Raw genomic sequence first — 18088 nt, 5'->3', positions numbered from 1 at the left:
CAAATCAAATATTAAATATCAAATATGAAAAACGCAAAATGACAAAGAAAAAATTAAATATACATATTACCCCTAGAAATTCAGAGAATTTCAGGGATCAAGTCCTCGGAATCTTGAAAAGATTCCAGAGGGAAAATTAAAATAACAAATCAAAAATGAAAGATAAAAATATAGAAAAATGGGCTTTGAAAGCTTGTGAACTTCTTAAGAAAAAACCTATTGACCAGGCAGAGGTCGCTATCTTTGGCGGCGATGATATTGAAGTGGAGTTCGAAAAAAATAAAATATCTTCTTCTGCAATGCATTCTAATCGGACTATTTCCATAGTGGCTTTTGCCAAAGGGGGTAGGGGCAGATATTCCACTACTATTTATAACGAAGAAGATATTGAAAAAGCGGTGGACATTGTTTCTTCTATAACGCTTAACGCTCATCATGACCCCGACTTTAAATCGCTTCCTTATTTTTCTAAATATCTTGGGATAGAAAACCTGTTTGATGAAAAGGTTGTTTCTCTCGAAAAGAGCAAACTCTTTGTTTGGGCGGCTAACGCGATTAAAGAAGCGCTTGGCATAGAACCAAATATAATTATTTCAGGAGAAGTGACATTGAGTTCAGGAGAAGGGTTTCTTGCAAATACTAATGGCGTAGAAGCAACTGATAAAACCACTAATATTGCCATGAGTTTATTCGGTGTGCTTCATTCTGGTGGGGAAGTAGGCAGCGCTTATGACTTTGATGAAGCAAGAATGTTAAAGGATTTTACTCCTTTGGGATTAGGGGAAAAAATTGCGAATGATGCCAGAAATCAACTTGGTCCAAGAAAGTGTAAAGGTGGTAGGCTTCCCGTAGTTTTGGGACCGTTAACTTCCGCTTCTTTATTCGGCACACTTGCTTCTGCGTGTAATGCGGAAGGGGTCCAAAGAAAGCGTTCTTTTTTATGCGATATGAAAAACAAACAAATAGCTTCTAAAATTTTAACTATAACCGATGACCCGTTGATTGCAGGCGGTATTCACTCCGGTTCTTTTGACGGCGAAGGAACAGCTCATAAGAAAATTTTACTCATAGAGAAGGGAATATTGAAAACATATTTGCATAATTCTTATACTGCTGGCAAAAGTGGCGAGGAAAATACAGGACATGCGACTTTCACGGGAGGAATCTTGCCTACTAACCTTATTCCTAAATTAGGTAGTCGAACCGCAAAAGAAATTATAAGCGAAATAAAAGAAGGTATATACATAGATAGCACATCAATTCAGCCTGATTCAGCATCCGGAGATTTTTCCCAGCCAATCGATTTTGGATTCAAGATAGAGAACGGGAAAATTACCTATCCTTTAAAAGAAACAATGGTCGGGGGCAATTTTGTAGAACTTTTAAAAAACATTGAAGAAATATCGTCTGATTATAGAGCAGAGCCTGGTAGTATAATGCCTACAATAAAAGTGAAAGAAATGCAGGTTATCGGGTGAATAGGAAGTATAGAAATTATACCTCTACAGCTCTAAAGGTTGCAAAATTATGGCTGAATGGAAAAAGAACCGGAAATTAAGTCAAACACAGGTTTTTATCATTTCAGCTATATTTGGATTTTGTATTTTAGCGTTATTGCCTATTGTAACAGGTCATAATAACCCATTTGATGTAGAAGATAAATCTTACTTTGTTGTATTAATTGTTGGGGGATTCATACTTGGAATGTTGGCTCCACGTTATCTTGCAGTATGCTATTTAGGCGTGTGGCTCGGACAAGTTTTGGCAATTGAGGTATTACCCGGAATAGACAAGGCTTGGTGGATGTTGGGCGTTTTAACTTTTGGTATCTTAAGTATTTTGGTTTTGGTTGGCGCGTTTATAGGCTCTATAATTATAAATTCGATAGAACCACCCGAAAAAAAGTGAAAGAAATGCAGGTTATCGGGTGAGTGATATTTCACAAGTATAATTTGATTAAGTTAACAAAGGTTGCTTTTTTATTGTTGTTTATTATTTGGTAACCGTTATTAACTATTATTAACCCTTTTTAACCATTGTTAACCTTTTTAATATCTTTGACGAATAAGTCTCTTTTTAGTACAATTCTAAGACTATGGAAAAGATATATATATTCGAATCGACTTTAAGAGAAGGCGAGCAGGCCGCAGGTTGCGGATTCAATCCCAAGAATAAATTAGAAATTGCCCAACAGTTGGAAAGATTGGGGGTTGATGTTATTGAAGCGGGATTTCCTGTGAGCTCTCCCGGAGAACTTGAGGCTGTAAAATTGGTCGCATCTAAGATTAAGAAATGCGTTGTTGCCGGTCTTGCACGTTCCTTAAAAAAAGATATTGACGCATGCTGGGAAGCAATAAAAAAAGCTAAAAAACCAAGGATACATGTGTTTTTAGCGACTTCCAATATACACATGAAATATAAATTTGGTAAGGCGCGCGAAGAAATCTTAAAGATGGCGGTTGAGGGGGTAAAATATGCCAAGAAATATACCAATGATATAGAATTTTCTCCTGAAGATGCTACAAGAACAGACCTTGGTTTTTTATGCGAGATTGTAGAATCTGTAATTAATGCGGGCGCAACGGTTGTCAATATACCTGATACGGTGGGCTATGCATTACCTATGGAAATGTACAGAATTATAAAACACGTAAAAGAGAATGTTTCTAATATAGACAAAGCTATAATCTCAGTCCATTGCCATAATGATTTAGGACTTGCATCTGCTAACTCTATTGCCGCAGTTGAAGCAGGCGCAACTCAAGTCGAATGCACGATAAACGGAATTGGCGAAAGAGCGGGAAATGCATCCTTGGAAGAGGTAGTTATGGCGATTCAGACAAGAAAAACTCTTTTACAAAAATTCACTCAAGTAAATACAAAAGAAATTTGCAAGACATCGCGTCTTATATCTCATTTAACCGGGATTTATGTCCAACCCAACAAAGCTGTTGTTGGCAGTAACGCTTTTGCTCATTCCGCAGGTATTCACATTGATGGAATTCTAAAAAACAGACGCACCTATGAAATAATGAAACCGGAAGATGTCGGAGCCCAAGGTCATAAGATAGTGTTGACTGCTCGCTCGGGAAGACATGCCTTAAAAGATAAATTGCAGAAGTTGGGATATAAATTAAAAGATAAAGATTTCCAGAAAACATACGAAAAATTCTTAAACTTGGCAGATAAAAAAAGAGAAATCTTTGACGAAGATTTGATGACACTTGTGGAAGGTCAAATTTTCAAGATTCCCGAAACCTATTCTTTGCAGTATGTAAATGTGGTAACCGGCAATAAAACTATTCCAACTGCCACGGTTGAAATAAAGCAAAAAAGTAAAATAACCGAAGAGGCGTCATGCGGTGATGGTCCTGTTGATGCTGTTTATAAAGCTGTAGACAGAATTACGAAAATTAAGACGAAGCTTTTAGATTATTCAATAAAATCGGTTACTAGCGGCAAAGAGGCTTTAGGCGAAGTTACCGTAAAGATTAAGGTAAACGGGAAAGAATTTTTAGGGAAAGGCGCATCTACAGACATTATAGAAGCATCTGCTAGAGCATATTTGGAAGCTATCAATCGAGCATGTCAACCCCGTAAATAAAATTGCGTAGTAGGTTTATGAATAAAGGATTAAATGAGAGAAGTATCCGCTAAAGTATTTACCGCCGTTATTGCTAAACTCATAAAAGAAGCTAATTACGAATTACCTCTGCAAGTAAAGAAGGCAATCATTCAATCATCTTACAAAGAAACTTCTAAGCTGGGAAAATATATTTTCAAGCAGATGCTTGAGAATATAAATATAGCCCCAAAAAAGAAAATGCCTTTATGCCAAGACACTGGTATACAGGAAATCTTTGTGTCTATAGGAAGAAATATTTTGGTGAAAGGGAATATAGAAGAGGCTATAAATAAAGGCGTTAGTATAGCGACAAAGGAAGGAAAATTAAGAGCGTCAATTGTAAAATCTCCTCTTTTTGAAAGAATTAATACCAAAGATAACACCCCTGCAGTGATTCATTATAAATTTATATCGGGCGAGAGAATAAAAATAACCGTAATGCCCAAAGGATTTGGCTCTGAAAATACTGGCGCGGTTAAAATGCTTACGCCTTCGCAGGGAATAGAAGGTGTTAAAAATTTTGTCTTAGAGGTTATAAAAGAAACCGGATCAAATGCATGCCCTCCTCTTTTTGTGGGAATAGGAGTGGGAGGAAGTATGAGTAATGTCACGCTTTTGGCAAAAGAGGCACTTCTTTGTCCACTTAACACATCAAATCCTGACAAGAAAATCGCAAAACTCGAAAAAGAACTTCTTAAGAAAATAAATAAATTGGGAATAGGACCTCAAGGAGTTGGCGGAAAAGTGACCGCTTTAAATGTGAGTATCAAAGATTTTCCTACACATATAGGTGGATTGCCGGTGTGTGTAAATTTGTCGTGTTATTTATTGAGATATAAAAGCGCGATAATATAAATATAAAATATTGGTTAATAATGGTTAAAAACAGTTAATAACGGTTAATAGTGGTTACGAAAATTGTTAAAAAGCAGTAATTTAAATGTAACCTTTATTAACTAGTGTTAACCTATGTTAACTTTTGTTAACCGTATAACTAAAAACAAATAATGGTTAAGAAAACATTAAATACTCCTCTAACTGCAAATAAAGTTGCTTGTCTAAAGGCTGGTGATGTAGTATTAGTCACCGGCATTATCTATACTGCACGGGATGCGGCGCATAAAAAAATAGTTGAATCTATTAAGAAAAGAAAAAATTTACCTTTTGATTTAAAAAGTCAGATTATTTATTATACTGGTCCAACTCCTGCGCCCACTTGCCCGCCAAAGCCTGGGCGACGGCGGGAGGCAATGCCGATTGGTTCCTGTGGGCCTACTACAAGTTCGCGAATGGATTCTTATACTGTCCCGCTTTTGGAAAAAGAGCTAAAAGGAATGATTGGCAAAGGAAAAAGAAGCGAAGAAGTGATAAAAGCGATAAAAGAACATAAAGCGGTTTATTTTCTCGCAGTGGGCGGAGCAGCTGCATTACTTGCCACAAAAATAAAAAAATCAAAAATAATAGCATACCCGGAACTTGGCACCGAAGCTATACGTGAATTAGAAATAAAAGATTTTCCTGTGATTGTTGCAATAGATTCTAAGGGGAGGAGTATATTCAATAGGGCTCAATAAAAATTATTTCGCCCTTGATTGCACAGATTAAACCTTCGTAAAATCTGTCTAATTAACAACTCTGACGAATGTGTAAAAACTATATATTGAAGTATAGAAGTTACTATATTTATATGCGATAATGTTAAAACAAAATTAACTCCTAAAAGGAGGAGCTTATTATGAGACAAGTTAAAATCGTTGTAGAAAAACATCCTGATGGTTATATAGCTTATCCATTGGGACTTAAAGGTGTCGTAGTCGGAGAGGGGGACACCTACGAAGAAGCGCTTACCGATGTGAAATCCGCAATTCGTTTTCATGTTGAGACCTTTGGGAAAGAAGTGATGAGAATAGAACCTCCAATCCTTGAAGCCTTCGTCGCCGAAACTGGAGTAAATGTCTAATATATGAAATTCCCCGTTGATGCTCCCAAACGCAAAGTAATAAAAGCGTTAGAAATTCTGGATTTTCGAATTGTAAGAGAAAAAGAGCACATTTCAATGTTACGGGAAAATCCTGACGGAAGTGAAACGCCTTTGACTATGCCGAACCACTCCAAAATAAAATCTTCTACATTAAGAACAATTTGCACCCAATCCGGAATTACAAGAGACGAGTTTCTGGATGCTTATAGGAAAAAAGCAGTTTGAAAGGAGTTTAATAGGACTTGTTTTATTCTTGATTACTAAGATTATTTAGATTTAATCAGTGTAATCTTTAGTTTAAAAAAGAAAGGATAGAAAATGAGAGCTGATAAGAGGGAAAATAACGAAATACGGAAAATGAAGGTGGAACTTGATTACATAAGACATGCCGAGGGTTCCTGTTTAATAGAAATGGGAAATACTAGAGTAGTATGCACTGCCACATTTGAAAATAGAGTTCCTGCTTTTTTGAAAGGAACGGGCGGAGGTTGGGTTACGGCTGAATACGGAATGCTCCCCCGCGCAACAGGAATAAGAACTTATCGCGACCAAACAAGGGAAGGCGGGAGAGTAAAAGAAATCCAGCGGTTAATCGGAAGAGTTTTAAGAACAGTTACGGATTTGAGGGCTTTTGGAGAATCGACAATGAAAATTGACTGTGATGTTATACAGGCAGACGGCGGGACAAGAACTGTTTCGATAATAGGCGGATTTATCGTTTTGGTGGAAGCGTTTAAAAAATTAAGAACTCAACGAGTAATACATTCTATACCCATTAAAGATTATCTTGCTGCGGTGTCGATTGGAATTGTAGAGGGCGAAAAACTGCTTGACCTTGCATACAGCGAAGATTCCAAAGCGGAAGTGGATATGAATGTCTGCATGACAAACAACGGCAAGATAGTTGAAATTCAGGGAACAGCCGAAAAAGAACCTTTTTCTTTCACAGACCTTGATGGTATGCTTTCGTTAGCGAAAAAAGGAATAGCAGAAATAATTGAGATAGAGAAAGAGATAGTGGGAATAATTGTTTAAAAATACAATTGCAAAAGGAAATTTCTAATACCCAATTTCTAATGGAACCCATGAAAAATGCCGTTTTTAACGGGATGAATATCTAATTTAGAAATACTCAGTGAATGGTAGAATATAAAGTTATTGAACCCCTTTTGGGAATTAGACATTAGACATTTTGTTAGGAATTGGATATTAGTAATTGGGAATTTAAATTATTTATTAGAGATAAGGCAGTTATGCTTAACGGAATTCTATTAAAGTTATTGAAAAGGTTATAAGAAAATTTCATACATGATAAAATTGATAGAATATATAAAAAGATAAAATGAATAAGAAGATAAATAGAATTATCATTATTTTGTTTTTTCTTGCGGGGATAATAGGATTCGCAAGCCAAGCTCAAGCGGTCAACTGCGGCGATACCGACAGCGACGGAGTAACTGATACCGTTTGCAACTGCGGAGACACGGTTGTAGGAGCGGTTGGTTATACTTACCAACTTGCAGGAGATTTAACCTGCACCGGACATGGTTTAATTGTTGGAGCCGACGGTATTACAATAGATGGTGACGGCTACACAATAACCGGCGACGACGGAGCCAGTGATTACGGTATTGATAACTCTGGTGGTTATAGCAATGTTACTATTCAAAACTTTGGCACAAGCGCTGATTCTGGAATTTCTAATTTTTTCCACGGAATTTATGTAAATAACTCAACCGATAGTATTATTCAAGACAACATTGTCAATTCAAACACCAACCATGGCATTCGTCTTTCTTCTTCCGTCTCCTGCGTTCTGACTAATAACACTGTCAATTCAAACAGCCGCGGCATTTCCCTTACTTCTTCCGTCTCCTGCGTTTTGGTCAACAACACTACCAATTTTAATAATTACGGCATTATCCTTACTTCTTCCGAATCTAGCACTCTGATTGGCAACACTGCCAATTTAAACAGTTACGCGGGCATCTTTCTTTCTTCTTCCGGCTCTAGCATCTTGACCAGCAATACCGCTAACTCAAACGCCGGCTACGGCATTCAACTTTTTTCTTCCGCTTCCAGCGCTCTGACCGAGAATACAATGTTAATGAATATAAATGATTTTTCTGATGACCAAGCCATCAATAATACCTACCAAAACAATCAATTCCTGCATAATAGCACCAACACTGTGCTTTCCTTTGTTGAAACAAGCGTTCCAGGAATTAAAAATATTAATGATACCATCAGCTTTATTGTTACTGCTAAAGAACCCGATGGCACGGATTGTGTCGACTGCACTGTCATTACCACTTCTCCTTCAGAATTATCGTTAAGCTACAGCGACAACGGGAGCGGGGTAGTGACCGGCAATTTTATCCCGACCAGAACAGGAACATATTCCTTAGACATCCGAGTAACCGATGATAACGGCAATATCGCCAAAAGAAACTATTCTTTTTTCGTGGGAGCTATTGATACTCAAACTACTACCTATTATTTCCGGGGTATAAAACCGACCCATGGCCAGCCAGCTGGAACAGACGCAAGAAGTCTACTTTTGACTGCGTCAATCAATACTGAGATATGGGCTTGTAGCTCTTGGGTTTTGAACTCTATAGATGAGATTCCTGATTATCCTCTTGCCTACCTTTCTTCAATAGATAGTTATACTTGGTATAAACAAACAGCGGCCAGCGGAGCCTATATCGGAGCTCAAAGATATGTTACTTATGATCCCATAGTTGATGTCAACAGTTCGGTGGCCGCGGTTGCTGATTACACTTGGATTAACAAAAACTTTACCGGCTTAAATTGGGCAATAGATTATCCTTGGAGTTGGTATTGGCTGTCTTTAAAATTGAGAGGAATTGGAGGTTCTCCTTGTTGGACCACTTTTCCCGAGGGAGAAACCGATAAATCCTACGCCGACTTCACCTATCAATACACCACTACCCCGGCAATCAAATCCATCTCCGACGAGAACATTATGGTTCTTTCGGCAACAGCCGACCCCAGCGATACCTGTATTATCAGCATTGTTTTAGAAGATTCTTTAACCTCAGATACTTCCACAATGGATATCGTTTTATCTTCTCCTGTTCGGATTGATATTTCCATTGACGAATGGAACACTACAGCTCTCTATTACAAACAATGGGAAGAAGAAGCAAGCGAACCTGGTATTACAGCAACACATACTATAAGCGGTTTTGCTCCAAACAACTATTATTCAGTAACAAAAGACGGCGCTTTAGTAGGTTTATACATATCAGACAACCTGGGCAAGCTAACTTTCACATGTTTAGCAGGCAGCGTCTTCTCTGTTGTAGGTCTGGATACTATTTTCCAAACAGATAGAGATGACGACGACGCTGATTACCGCTGTTTCCTAACAACCCTTTTTGCTAAAGCGATGGCGGATGAAGATAGAGTCTTATGTAAATTTAGAGAATTCAGAGACAGCTATCTGCTTACTAATCCTGTTGGTGAAGGTTTCGTAGCCACTTACTATAAAGTTTCTCCGCATGCGGCTCTATTTATAAAAGAGCATCCAGTATTAAAGAAAACAGTAAGAAGCGTATTAAATCCTTTAATCTGGATGAGTGAAAAAAGCATAAAATAGAAGAACAAAAGAGATTGTGGGAATTATTATATAGTTGGGGGTCTATAGCTAATAGTTGATAGTGAAAAACCATAAACTATACACCATAAACCATTTTAGAATGCTTAACGGAATTCTATTAATAGATAAACCCAAAGGTTTGACTTCATATAAAGTTGTTGAAAAGGTTGCTCGTAACTTCCATATAAAGAAAGCGGGGCATCTCGGCACTCTCGACCCTATGGCTACGGGACTTCTTCCAATCTGTATTAACGAAGCCACAAAAATCGTACAGTTTTTTATAAACAAAGATAAAGAATACGAAGGAACTCTGCTTTTAGGTACTGTTACCGATACGGGTGATATAACCGGGAAAACAATAAAAGAAAACAAAAAATTTGAAGTGAACCAAGCTCAAATAAGAACTGCATTTAAAAAATTTACAGGCACATATTTGCAAACACCGCCGATGCATTCAGCTATAAAACAAAACGGTAAGAAGCTCTATAAGCTCGCCCATAAAGGTGAAGAAGTCGAAAGAAAGAAGCGGGAAATTACCGTCTATTCACTGGAAATAAATTCTTTTAGCAAAACTAAAATAAAATTTACGGTTGCATGTTCAAAAGGTACATATATAAGAAGCCTAGTCAGTGATATAGGCGAAGAATTAGGTTGCGGCGCTACATTGGCAGATTTAAGAAGAACCAAAGTCGGTAATTTTTCCATAAAAAACGCAAAACCGCTTGAAGAGTTATTGGAACCTACCTTCGGCAAAGCCGATAAGAAGGGAAATATTAAAGATTATTTGATTGACATAAAAATGGGCTTAACGGACTTGCCTGAGCTTAAAATAGAAAACGATTTTCTAAAAGACACTTTTTGCGGAACTCCGATATACAAGAAAACTATCTCAGACAGAGATTTTAAACTAAGTAAAGGTCTTATAGTTAAAGTTTTGTCACAAGATGGTCAGCTTGTCTCAGTTTCCAAGTGTATCAGAGATGAAAAAGACATTGAAAAATTAGCGCAGAACGGAATAGTATTCAATCATATGCGAGTATTTTTAAATTCCTAAATGTTTTTACGAGATTGCCACGCTCACTTTGTTCGCTCGCAATGACATCAATCACTATTTGTCATTACGAGGAGTCCCGAAGTTACATCGGGACGACGAAGTAATCTTGCTTTCATATTACAGAAATGCAGATTACAGGATTACTTTATAAGTGTAGGATTTTGCTCTGATTGTTCTTTTGGTTCTCTCGTCCATCGTTCTTTGCGGGGGTTTTATTTCTCCGGAGTTTCCTCTCCTGTTTCTTTCATCGATTTGATAGTAGGGTCGGTCATATCCATAACTTGAATTCCTTCCGGAGGTGTAAACTCAAATTCACTGTCAGGTATCTTTACATTCAATTGGATATTTGAATAGTATTGAGACATCATTTCTTTGTCTTCTTTATCAAGCATAACCATTTTGCTAATCATTCCGTTGTCGGCATAAATACCTATTTCTACTTTTTCGGGAACTAAAGCCAAATCCTCTATACCTGAGATTTCAGGAGTGCCCTGAAATAAATAAACATTTTTATCGTCTATCTTTTCTGTTCGAATATAAGTTATGCTGTTGCGTTTTAAGCTTTGAAACGGATTTGAAGGGTCTCCGTTTCTTTGTTTTGTTTCATCGCCTGTTTCGGCAACAAGTTTTCCCAAATCAATTTTTCGCGCCATCTTCATATTTGGATGATAAGTCCACGCTGTCTTGCCGTTGGATATAATAATTTGCTTTATATCCACATGTCCTATTTTCCCGCTCATTTCCATTCTGCTTTTATTCGGTTTCTTGAAAGAAAGTTTTCCAGTATAAATTATCCTTTGTCCCATAATTTGCATATTCATAGTCAAGTCGGATGAGTAGCTGTTGATAGTTTTTGCCTGGGCTTGGATTTTAGATATTAACTCTTCGGTTTTCTGGTCAGCGCAAGCAAAACCTGTGCTTATAAACAAAACAATAATGAATATGCTACTTACTATCCATAATCTGTTTTTTATCATTATTATTTCTCCTTTTGTTTTGAATTCATTTATCGTGTATTATACAACAGAATTTAGTTCAATAATTCAGGCAACATTTATGAAAACATTCAATAACTTTGACGAATATAAAAGGAAAAAGCCTCTATTTTTAACAATCGGTTTTTTTGACGGAGTGCATCTGGGGCATCAAAAGATCCTAAAAACTCTTGTTAAAAAAGCAAAAGCGGAAGGTTATCCTTCTGCAGTAATCACCTTTTCATTTCATCCTTTAAAACTCTTAAATTATTCTCACGGAAAACTGCTAATTATGCCACTTGAGCAGAAACTACATTATTTTGAGCAATTGGGCGTGGATTATGTCTTTGTTCTGGATTTCAATAAACATATTGTTCAGATGCAAGCCAAGGATTTCATAGGGGAAATTCTGGCTAAGAAACTAAAAGTAAAAAAAATCTATATCGGAGAAGATTTCCGTTTCGGCAAAGACAGAGGCGGAGATGTTAAACTTCTGAAAAAAGAAGGTGAATTTTTTTGGTTTTTTGTTATACCCGTCCCTCTTTTAAAGATAGGCGGTGAGATTGTCTCTAGTACCAAGATAAGAGGATATATAACCAAAGGAAATTTTAAAAAAGTAGAAAAATTTCTGGGAAGAAAATATTCGCTGATAGGTGAGGTTACAGAAGGCAAGGGTATAAGCAAAGATATCCAATTCCCAACGGCAAATATGCATTTTGATGAAGTTCTTCTTGCGCCTGAGGGTATATATGCCGGATGGGCTAGGGTTTACCCCACTAGAAGTAGGTCACCTTTGGGTGACATTACGGAAATGCCCAAGGCACTTCCTACTTCTAATGGGGCAAGGACATATAAATCAGCATTTTTTGTTGCAACCGAACCGAAGCGATTAATAGAGGCTCATATTATTGGATTAAAGAAAAATATATATCATAAACAAGTTGAGATTATATTCTTCAAAAAACTGCGTTCAAAAGTAGTTTTCAAAACTCGCCAAGAAGCCCAAATTCAAATTGCTAAAGATGTGGAGAGGGTGGGGGAGATACTGAATCAATTGTAAATTAGCAATTAACAAGTTTCAATTAAAATCCAAGATACAATAATCAAACAAATCCCAATTAACAATTATCAAGTTTCAATTAAACTGCAAGATACAATAACCAAACAATTAACAAGTTTCAATATCCAATTTCTAATTTCTCCCTAGAAAATCGGAGATTTTCCGGGACTCAATCCTCGGAATTTCTTCAAAATTCCAGAGGGCAAACAATATACAATTAACAATTTCCAATGTAAAAGTATTTTTCTACTAAAACTTGAAGTTTCTTGCTTTTTTAAATTTACAATTAGGATTCTGGAAAACAAGTTTTTCGTTAAAAAATTCTTCGGTATTTTTAGTTATTGCCCTAAGAAGTTCGGAGGAATATCCTACAGCTACAATATGAGAAAATTTATCCTTATAGAACAAGGAATTTGTCATTAGTTGTAAACCACTATTGTTAGCAAGCTTCCGAAAGTCATTAATTTCTTCTAAGAAACATACGATAAACCCAGGTTTTGATTTTTCCAATTGAATCTTCGCTGCTTCGGAGATTCTATCTCTTATTCCCTCTAAGACAGTATCTGGTTTCTCTGACTGAATAGTCATTACTACAGGATCAACTGGTTTCCCATTTTTTGATTTTTGGAAAATCACACCGTATGCTTTAAGCGGTTTTTTTTCTGAAAGCTTTTTACGGTAGTAATTGAGATCAACAACAACACCTTCGGTAGATTCCAAATCTATGTCCAACGAGCCAAGAGAGATTTTATAATTGCCCTTTAATTTACCAGTATTTATTTTACTAATCACTTGACTTGATAATTCATCAAGGAATTTATCATTTCCATGAAGTTTTTCCTTTAAAATTATATCAATAGATCCAGAATAATTTTGTCTTTGGATCTGGGGAATAATTTTATCCGCAAGTCTATAAAAATCTCTTCTTCGTATTCTTCTTGAAGCGTCTACGCTTATTCTTTTGCATTCAACATTGAATTCAAAATCTGGAGATTTGACGAGGAATTCCGAATGGGGAAGAGAATTATTTTCATGCCATTGAATTTTATAACCTTTTCGAAAAAAATGCCATGCAATCTGAATTTCAAATAAATAACTACGTGCTTGGTTGCCAATAAAATCTTTTTGATACTTATGCTTTACTAACTCCGGCATAAACCTTTGAAGAGTAGTAATCCTCCTTGCATCACCAGCTAGGCTTTTAATTTCATCTGTTAAATTTTTACGTATAGATTTCCCTTTCTTTTCGAGTTCAAAGTATTCCGTAAGTACTTGCCACTAAGGATGTCTATTCTTCAGATAAAATTTTCGGAAAATAGGACCAGAACATTGCAAAGATGTCTGATACTTATGAAGACAATTTTCAACTTCTTTTCGTCCAAGAAACCTCAGTAATTTATTTATGAGGTTTGGAACTTCATTGCCATAAATATCTGATAGTGGCTTTCTGTGTGTTAAATCGGTCAACTTAATACCCTTTCACTTCTTAACCCAAAAAACATACCCGGGTTTTAGGGCGCTTAGTATGAGTAATCCTGCAAATTTCACTTTTTTAGGTTCCTATTATTTCATTCAAACCTTCAATAACTTGAGCTAATTCTTCTGGAGATACCTTGTCAATTTTTTTGCCGATTCTTTCTACAGAGAGTGTTCGAATTTGACTGATTTTTATCCAAGAACGTTTAGGCAGATTTCCTGATTTTAGTTCTAAGGTTAGTGGAAATCCTGCGCGTTGAGGTTGACTCGTAATAGCTATTGCTATAATTGTACCTGAACGCTCATTAAAAATGTCGTGACTTACTATTAAAACGGGTCTAAAACCTGCTTGCTCACGACCTCGCGTGGGATTTAAATCAGCCCAACGAATCTCGCCTCTCAATATTTGGGCCATTCACTCAACTCCCCAGATATACCTTCTTCAGCCATCTTTTTCTCAAAAGTTGGGTTGAGTTTGGCGCATTCTTTTGCCAAACGGCTGTGTTCTATGCGTTCTAATTTCTCCTGTACGGCCTCTTGAATCGCACGACTGCGATTTGGGAAAATATGCTTATCCCCAACCAGTTTATCTAAACGTTTAAGAGTTTTCTGGTTAAGGGTAATCGCGACTTTTGTTGTGCTCATAGTCCACCTTGCAGTATTACTATATGTCATACCAATAATTTTGTCAAGTTTATGCACTGAACCGAGCTTGCTCTGGTTCAGTGCTTGATTTAGAGTTCACTATTTATCTATAATCATTCTAAATGAAAATTCTCCACATAGACACAGAAAAAGGTTTTAGAGGTGGAGAGTTACAGGTTCTTCTGCTTATGGAGGGATTGAAGGAACGGGGGCATGAAAATTTTCTGGTAACTCCGTTTGAGAGCCTCTTAAGTAAAAAAGCCAAACCTATCGCAGATTCTATTTTTACATTACAGCCCCAAAGAATATTAGATATTGCAAATGTCTTCAAAGTCTGCAAATGTATAAATTCTTCAAAACCCGACATTCTGCATCTTCATACTTCTCATTCTCATCTTATAGGAGGAATAGCCGGTTGGATTAAGGGCATACCCACCGTTGTTACCAGAAGAGTGGATTTCCCCGTTAGAGACAGATTTAAATATAATAAACTTACTGGTAAAGTTATCGCTATTTCACAAGCAGTAAAAAATATACTAATAGAAGGGGGAGTTGAGGAAGATAAAATTGTTCTTATACCAAGCGGTATCGACACCAAAAAGTTTGATAATGTAAAACCGGCGGATTATCTGTTAAGAGAATTTAATATTCCCGATAAAAAGCTGATAATAGGGACAATAGCTCACCTTACCGACCATAAAGGTCATACTTATCTATTGGATGCCATTCCTCAAGTTTTAAAAGAATTTCCTCATAGTTTCTTTTTGTTTGTAGGCGGAGGGGAATTGAAAGATTTTTTAAGGACAAAATCTAGAATATTGGGAATCAGAGACAAGGTTTTTTTAACCGGGTTTAGAGAAGATATCCCTGAAATTCTCTCTGTATTAGACCTCTTTGTTCTTCCCTCGCATCTTGAAGGATTGTGTACATCTTTGATGGATGCTATGTATATGGAAGTTCCTGTAGTAGCGACGACTGTGGGCGGGATACCGGAAGTAATAGAAAATGGTAAGACAGGATTACTTGTTCCCCCTAAAGACCCATCTGCTTTAGCAGTGGCGATTATTCAGCTTCTTCGAGATGAAACTAAAAGAGAAACATTTAGAAAGGAAGGCAAAAAGAGAGTTCTTCAGGAATTTACTGCTTCCCAAATGGTAGAAAGAGTAGAAGAAGTTTATCTATCATTATTCAATAAATAACTAACCTTATAACGGCAAAGTTCACTTTGCCCTTCAAATACAGCCGAGTAAACTCGGCAACTACAATAAAATTAGAAATATATTGAAATGGATACCTGCCCGCCCGCCCCGGCAATATCGGGGCTTCACAAGCATGCAAATGACCCAATCCCACCTCCGAGGTGGGATTGGGTGGGGTAGTCTTTACAGAGCGCTAATTCCTTTCCAATGTCATTGGGTTGAAGACGTTTTAGAAGCCGGAGCAACAGCCGTTGCGGTTTGTTCAGTCGTAACCAAGACCGTCGAGCCTTCTGCCATTTGCAGGGCATTAAAGCAGAAAATCACTGCTTTTGGTAATGAATAATCCCCTATTGGCATTTAGCTACGCTATGCAAACACGCTATTTTTAAATTCTAAAGCAAATTCACAAAAAAACACTAAAAAAGGTTGACATAAAAAGCGGGTTTTGTAATAATGAATAATATTATGCAAACGTTTGCATTAGAGAGACGATGAAATCCAAAACTACAATAAAAGACATAGCAGCAAAATTGGATATTAACACCTCCACTGTTTCTCGCGCATTGAATGACTTCCCAAACTTAAAAGATGAAACAAAAAGAAAGGTATTAAAAGCAGCAAAAAAAATGAACTATTGCCCTAGCCATATAGCACAGGGACTTAGCGGCAAGAGCACTAAAGTTTTTGCTTTGATAACACCTACATTGGATCCTCATGTGCTTCCGGTCATAAGGGGTGTTACAGATGCGTGCAGAAAAATGAGATACGCTCTAATGTTATTTCCAAACGATTATTGGTCGGACGAAATAGTTGCCTTCACCGACATTAAGGGTAAATGGCTTGTTGATGGAATGTTGATATACAATGTTGTGTATCACAAAAAAATATCAAAGGAAGTGACGGGCTTAAAAAATGAGGAAATACCATTTGTCTATATCAATAAATTCTTAAACTCAGGAATAGTTAATACTGTAAGTGTTGATAATTTTAAATCTGTTTATAAAGTCATAAATCACTTGTATCAACTGGGACACAAAAAAATCGGGATAATAAACGGAAATCTTGCATCAAACGACGGCAGAGAAAGATTTGATGCGTTTAAGAAAAGTCTTAAAAACTTAAAACTCGAATATAACGAGCAATATGTCGGAAACGGAAAATTTAGTGAAACAACGGCATACAACGAAATGAAAAAAATTCTTTCAGCCGGAACCAATCCGACGGCAGTTTTTTGTTCGAGCGATTTGATGGCTATCGGAGCTATGAGAGCAATCAGAGAAAAAGGTCTTCGGGTTCCAGACGATATTGCCATAGCAGGTTTTGATGATATTGCATTAAGCGAGCGAGCAGAACCACCTTTAACTACATTGAGAGTCCCCTTAGAGGATGTTGGAGCAAAGGCGGTGGAGCTTTTAGTGGACGTTATAAAAAATCCCCGACAAGCCGTAAAAGAATTTGGGTTGGAAGCGGAATTAATTACAAGAAAATCGTCAGGCAAAAAAAGATAGAGGATTTCCAGACAGAGTTTTTAATATTAGGAGACCGCAATGAATAAAGCAAAGATGGTATTCAATTTATTTTTGGTATTTGGGATTTCAATGTGTGCGTTTCCAAAATGCACGTTTGTAGCAGCGGAGCTAAAATCTGTTGCTTCTGATGACGTTATGAGTATTGAAGCGTCAGATGAAGTTACTGGTAATGCAGCAAAAAAAAGGAGTTAGGGCATGAATCAAATAAAGCATTTTAGGGCAAAATTAATCCTTTTAGTTATTGCAGGATTAACAGTAGCAACAGGAAATTTTTCAACTTTGAAGGCAGCGGATTTCCCCTATAAGGATTCCAGCGTGCCGCTTGAACAAAGGATTGATGACCTTCTCGGCAGGATGACCCTTGAAGAAAAAATAGATGAAATTTGCGGTAAAGATTTTATGGATGGAAAAACAAATGAACGTCTTGGAATCCCTCCTCTGCTAATGACAGACGGCCCACATGGCATAAGGGATATGTACGGTGAGGCAACATGTTTTCCTACGCTTGTTGCCCTGGGTTCCACATGGAACGAGGATTTAATGAGAAGGGTCGGCGTTGCCCTCGGCAGGGAAACAAGAGCTAAGGGCAGAAATTTAATTTTGGGTCCCTGCATTAATATACACAGGACTCCTCTCGGGGGGCGAAATTTTGAAAGTTTCGGAGAAGACCCTTATCTTGCTGGAAGAATGGCGGCTGAATATGTTAAAGGTGTTCAAAGCCAAAAAATAGGAACATCTACAAAGCATTTTGCAGCCAATAATCAGGAGTGGGAGCGAAACAGAATAAGTGTTGAAATAAGCGAAAGGGCTTTAAGGGAGATATACCTTCCCGCTTTCAAGGCAGCTGTGTGTGAGGCCGATACCTTGACAATAATGGGTGCGTACAACAAAATAAATGGTTCCTACTGTTGCGAAAACTC

General features: G+C 37.2%; 20 protein-coding genes. 16 read left to right on the top strand and 4 right to left on the bottom strand.

What is annotated here, in order from left to right:
* Positions 1–155: 155 nt before the first annotated feature.
* From KAS42_05510 to truB, 10 genes are all read left to right on the top strand, one after another.
* Positions 156–1478, top strand: a complete 1323-nt coding sequence (locus KAS42_05510; protein ID MCK4905675.1) for a TldD/PmbA family protein — start codon at positions 156–158, stop codon at positions 1476–1478.
* A gap of 49 nt (positions 1479–1527) precedes the next feature.
* Positions 1528–1908: a hypothetical protein gene (locus KAS42_05505; GenBank protein MCK4905674.1), complete on the top strand. Its 381-nt coding sequence runs from the start codon at positions 1528–1530 to the stop codon at positions 1906–1908.
* 187 nt (positions 1909–2095) lie between these two features.
* Entirely contained in the window at positions 2096–3604 is a 1509-nt protein-coding gene (locus tag KAS42_05500) for a 2-isopropylmalate synthase (GenBank protein ID MCK4905673.1), read from the top strand.
* Positions 3605–3637: 33 nt separating this feature from the next.
* Positions 3638–4480, top strand: a complete 843-nt coding sequence (locus KAS42_05495) for a fumarate hydratase (protein MCK4905672.1) — start codon at positions 3638–3640, stop codon at positions 4478–4480.
* A gap of 152 nt (positions 4481–4632) precedes the next feature.
* On the top strand, positions 4633–5199 hold the full coding sequence (locus tag KAS42_05490; protein MCK4905671.1) for a Fe-S-containing hydro-lyase: 567 nt from the start codon (positions 4633–4635) through the stop codon (positions 5197–5199).
* Positions 5200–5360: 161 nt separating this feature from the next.
* Complete coding sequence (locus KAS42_05485) at positions 5361–5585, top strand: type II toxin-antitoxin system HicB family antitoxin (protein MCK4905670.1); 225 nt, start codon at positions 5361–5363, stop codon at positions 5583–5585.
* 3 nt (positions 5586–5588) lie between these two features.
* A complete protein-coding gene (locus KAS42_05480; protein MCK4905669.1) occupies positions 5589–5831 on the top strand; it encodes a type II toxin-antitoxin system HicA family toxin in 243 nt (80 codons plus the stop codon).
* Between the two features lie 93 nt (positions 5832–5924).
* Positions 5925–6641 (top strand): ribonuclease PH, encoded by a 717-nt coding sequence (rph, locus tag KAS42_05475; GenBank protein MCK4905668.1) that lies wholly within the window; start codon positions 5925–5927, stop codon positions 6639–6641.
* A gap of 307 nt (positions 6642–6948) precedes the next feature.
* Positions 6949–9231 (top strand): right-handed parallel beta-helix repeat-containing protein, encoded by a 2283-nt coding sequence (locus KAS42_05470; GenBank protein MCK4905667.1) that lies wholly within the window; start codon positions 6949–6951, stop codon positions 9229–9231.
* 61 nt (positions 9232–9292) lie between these two features.
* Positions 9293–10285, top strand: coding sequence for a tRNA pseudouridine(55) synthase TruB (truB, locus tag KAS42_05465; GenBank protein ID MCK4905666.1), 993 nt, complete (start codon positions 9293–9295; stop codon positions 10283–10285).
* Positions 10286–10497: 212 nt separating this feature from the next.
* On the opposite strand, the gene KAS42_05460 is transcribed toward truB, so the two are convergent.
* Complete coding sequence (locus KAS42_05460; GenBank protein ID MCK4905665.1) at positions 10498–11262, bottom strand: outer membrane lipoprotein carrier protein LolA; 765 nt, start codon at positions 11260–11262, stop codon at positions 10498–10500.
* Between the two features lie 19 nt (positions 11263–11281).
* Here KAS42_05460 and ribF point away from each other — a divergent pair, with 19 nt between their 5' ends.
* Positions 11282–12319, top strand: a complete 1038-nt coding sequence (gene ribF / locus KAS42_05455; GenBank protein ID MCK4905664.1) for a riboflavin biosynthesis protein RibF — start codon at positions 11282–11284, stop codon at positions 12317–12319.
* Between the two features lie 249 nt (positions 12320–12568).
* Here ribF and KAS42_05450 read toward each other — a convergent pair whose 3' ends face one another.
* The 3 genes from KAS42_05450 to KAS42_05440 all read right to left on the bottom strand — a co-directional run bounded on the left by KAS42_05450 (position 12569) and on the right by KAS42_05440 (position 14440).
* Positions 12569–13474 carry a hypothetical protein gene (locus tag KAS42_05450; GenBank protein MCK4905663.1) on the bottom strand — a complete coding sequence of 302 codons (906 nt, stop codon included), beginning with the start codon at positions 13472–13474 and terminating at the stop codon, positions 12569–12571.
* A 397-nt stretch (positions 13475–13871) separates the two neighbouring features.
* On the bottom strand, positions 13872–14210 hold the full coding sequence (locus KAS42_05445) for a type II toxin-antitoxin system PemK/MazF family toxin (GenBank protein MCK4905662.1): 339 nt from the start codon (positions 14208–14210) through the stop codon (positions 13872–13874).
* Positions 14195–14440: a CopG family transcriptional regulator gene (locus KAS42_05440; GenBank protein MCK4905661.1), complete on the bottom strand. Its 246-nt coding sequence runs from the start codon at positions 14438–14440 to the stop codon at positions 14195–14197. The genes KAS42_05445 and KAS42_05440 overlap by 16 nt, the downstream gene beginning before the upstream one ends.
* Positions 14441–14562: 122 nt before the next feature.
* Between KAS42_05440 and KAS42_05435 the strand changes: the two genes are divergently transcribed.
* From KAS42_05435 to KAS42_05415, 5 genes are all read left to right on the top strand, one after another.
* Complete coding sequence (locus KAS42_05435; GenBank protein MCK4905660.1) at positions 14563–15639, top strand: glycosyltransferase family 4 protein; 1077 nt, start codon at positions 14563–14565, stop codon at positions 15637–15639.
* 133 nt (positions 15640–15772) lie between these two features.
* A complete protein-coding gene (locus tag KAS42_05430; protein MCK4905659.1) occupies positions 15773–15982 on the top strand; it encodes a hypothetical protein in 210 nt (69 codons plus the stop codon).
* A gap of 148 nt (positions 15983–16130) precedes the next feature.
* The gene (locus KAS42_05425; GenBank protein ID MCK4905658.1) at positions 16131–17147 is read left to right on the top strand and encodes a LacI family DNA-binding transcriptional regulator; all 1017 of its coding nucleotides are present in this window, start codon (positions 16131–16133) and stop codon (positions 17145–17147) included.
* Positions 17148–17186: 39 nt separating this feature from the next.
* Positions 17187–17360, top strand: a complete 174-nt coding sequence (locus tag KAS42_05420) for a hypothetical protein (protein MCK4905657.1) — start codon at positions 17187–17189, stop codon at positions 17358–17360.
* A 162-nt stretch (positions 17361–17522) separates the two neighbouring features.
* A partial coding sequence (locus KAS42_05415; protein MCK4905656.1) for a glycoside hydrolase family 3 protein occupies positions 17523–18088 on the top strand: 566 nt, incomplete at its 3' end.

This window comes from bacterium, from assembly GCA_023135785.1.
GTDB lineage: Bacteria > CAIJMQ01 > CAIJMQ01 > CAIJMQ01 > CAIJMQ01 > CAZNJA01.
Note: the sequence above shows the minus strand (reverse complement) of the source record. Positions and strands in the feature narration are given on the sequence as shown.

What these genes read in the sequence shown, in the direction of transcription:
- rph (MCK4905668.1), top strand. Translation starts at nt 5,925, where the DNA reads ATGAGAGCTGATAAGAGGGAAAATAACGAAATACGGAAAATGAAGGTG.
- KAS42_05450 (MCK4905663.1), bottom strand. Translation starts at nt 13,474, where the DNA reads ATGCCGGAGTTAGTAAAGCATAAGTATCAAAAAGATTTTATTGGCAAC.
- KAS42_05510 (MCK4905675.1), top strand. Translation starts at nt 156, where the DNA reads ATGAAAGATAAAAATATAGAAAAATGGGCTTTGAAAGCTTGTGAACTT.
- KAS42_05505 (MCK4905674.1), top strand. Translation starts at nt 1,528, where the DNA reads ATGGCTGAATGGAAAAAGAACCGGAAATTAAGTCAAACACAGGTTTTT.
- KAS42_05430 (MCK4905659.1), top strand. Translation starts at nt 15,773, where the DNA reads ATGCAAATGACCCAATCCCACCTCCGAGGTGGGATTGGGTGGGGTAGT.
- KAS42_05440 (MCK4905661.1), bottom strand. Translation starts at nt 14,440, where the DNA reads ATGAGCACAACAAAAGTCGCGATTACCCTTAACCAGAAAACTCTTAAA.
- KAS42_05495 (MCK4905672.1), top strand. Translation starts at nt 3,638, where the DNA reads ATGAGAGAAGTATCCGCTAAAGTATTTACCGCCGTTATTGCTAAACTC.
- KAS42_05420 (MCK4905657.1), top strand. Translation starts at nt 17,187, where the DNA reads ATGAATAAAGCAAAGATGGTATTCAATTTATTTTTGGTATTTGGGATT.
- KAS42_05480 (MCK4905669.1), top strand. Translation starts at nt 5,589, where the DNA reads ATGAAATTCCCCGTTGATGCTCCCAAACGCAAAGTAATAAAAGCGTTA.
- KAS42_05445 (MCK4905662.1), bottom strand. Translation starts at nt 14,210, where the DNA reads ATGGCCCAAATATTGAGAGGCGAGATTCGTTGGGCTGATTTAAATCCC.
- KAS42_05485 (MCK4905670.1), top strand. Translation starts at nt 5,361, where the DNA reads ATGAGACAAGTTAAAATCGTTGTAGAAAAACATCCTGATGGTTATATA.
- KAS42_05425 (MCK4905658.1), top strand. Translation starts at nt 16,131, where the DNA reads ATGAAATCCAAAACTACAATAAAAGACATAGCAGCAAAATTGGATATT.
- KAS42_05435 (MCK4905660.1), top strand. Translation starts at nt 14,563, where the DNA reads ATGAAAATTCTCCACATAGACACAGAAAAAGGTTTTAGAGGTGGAGAG.
- KAS42_05470 (MCK4905667.1), top strand. Translation starts at nt 6,949, where the DNA reads ATGAATAAGAAGATAAATAGAATTATCATTATTTTGTTTTTTCTTGCG.
- KAS42_05490 (MCK4905671.1), top strand. Translation starts at nt 4,633, where the DNA reads ATGGTTAAGAAAACATTAAATACTCCTCTAACTGCAAATAAAGTTGCT.
- KAS42_05500 (MCK4905673.1), top strand. Translation starts at nt 2,096, where the DNA reads ATGGAAAAGATATATATATTCGAATCGACTTTAAGAGAAGGCGAGCAG.
- KAS42_05460 (MCK4905665.1), bottom strand. Translation starts at nt 11,262, where the DNA reads ATGATAAAAAACAGATTATGGATAGTAAGTAGCATATTCATTATTGTT.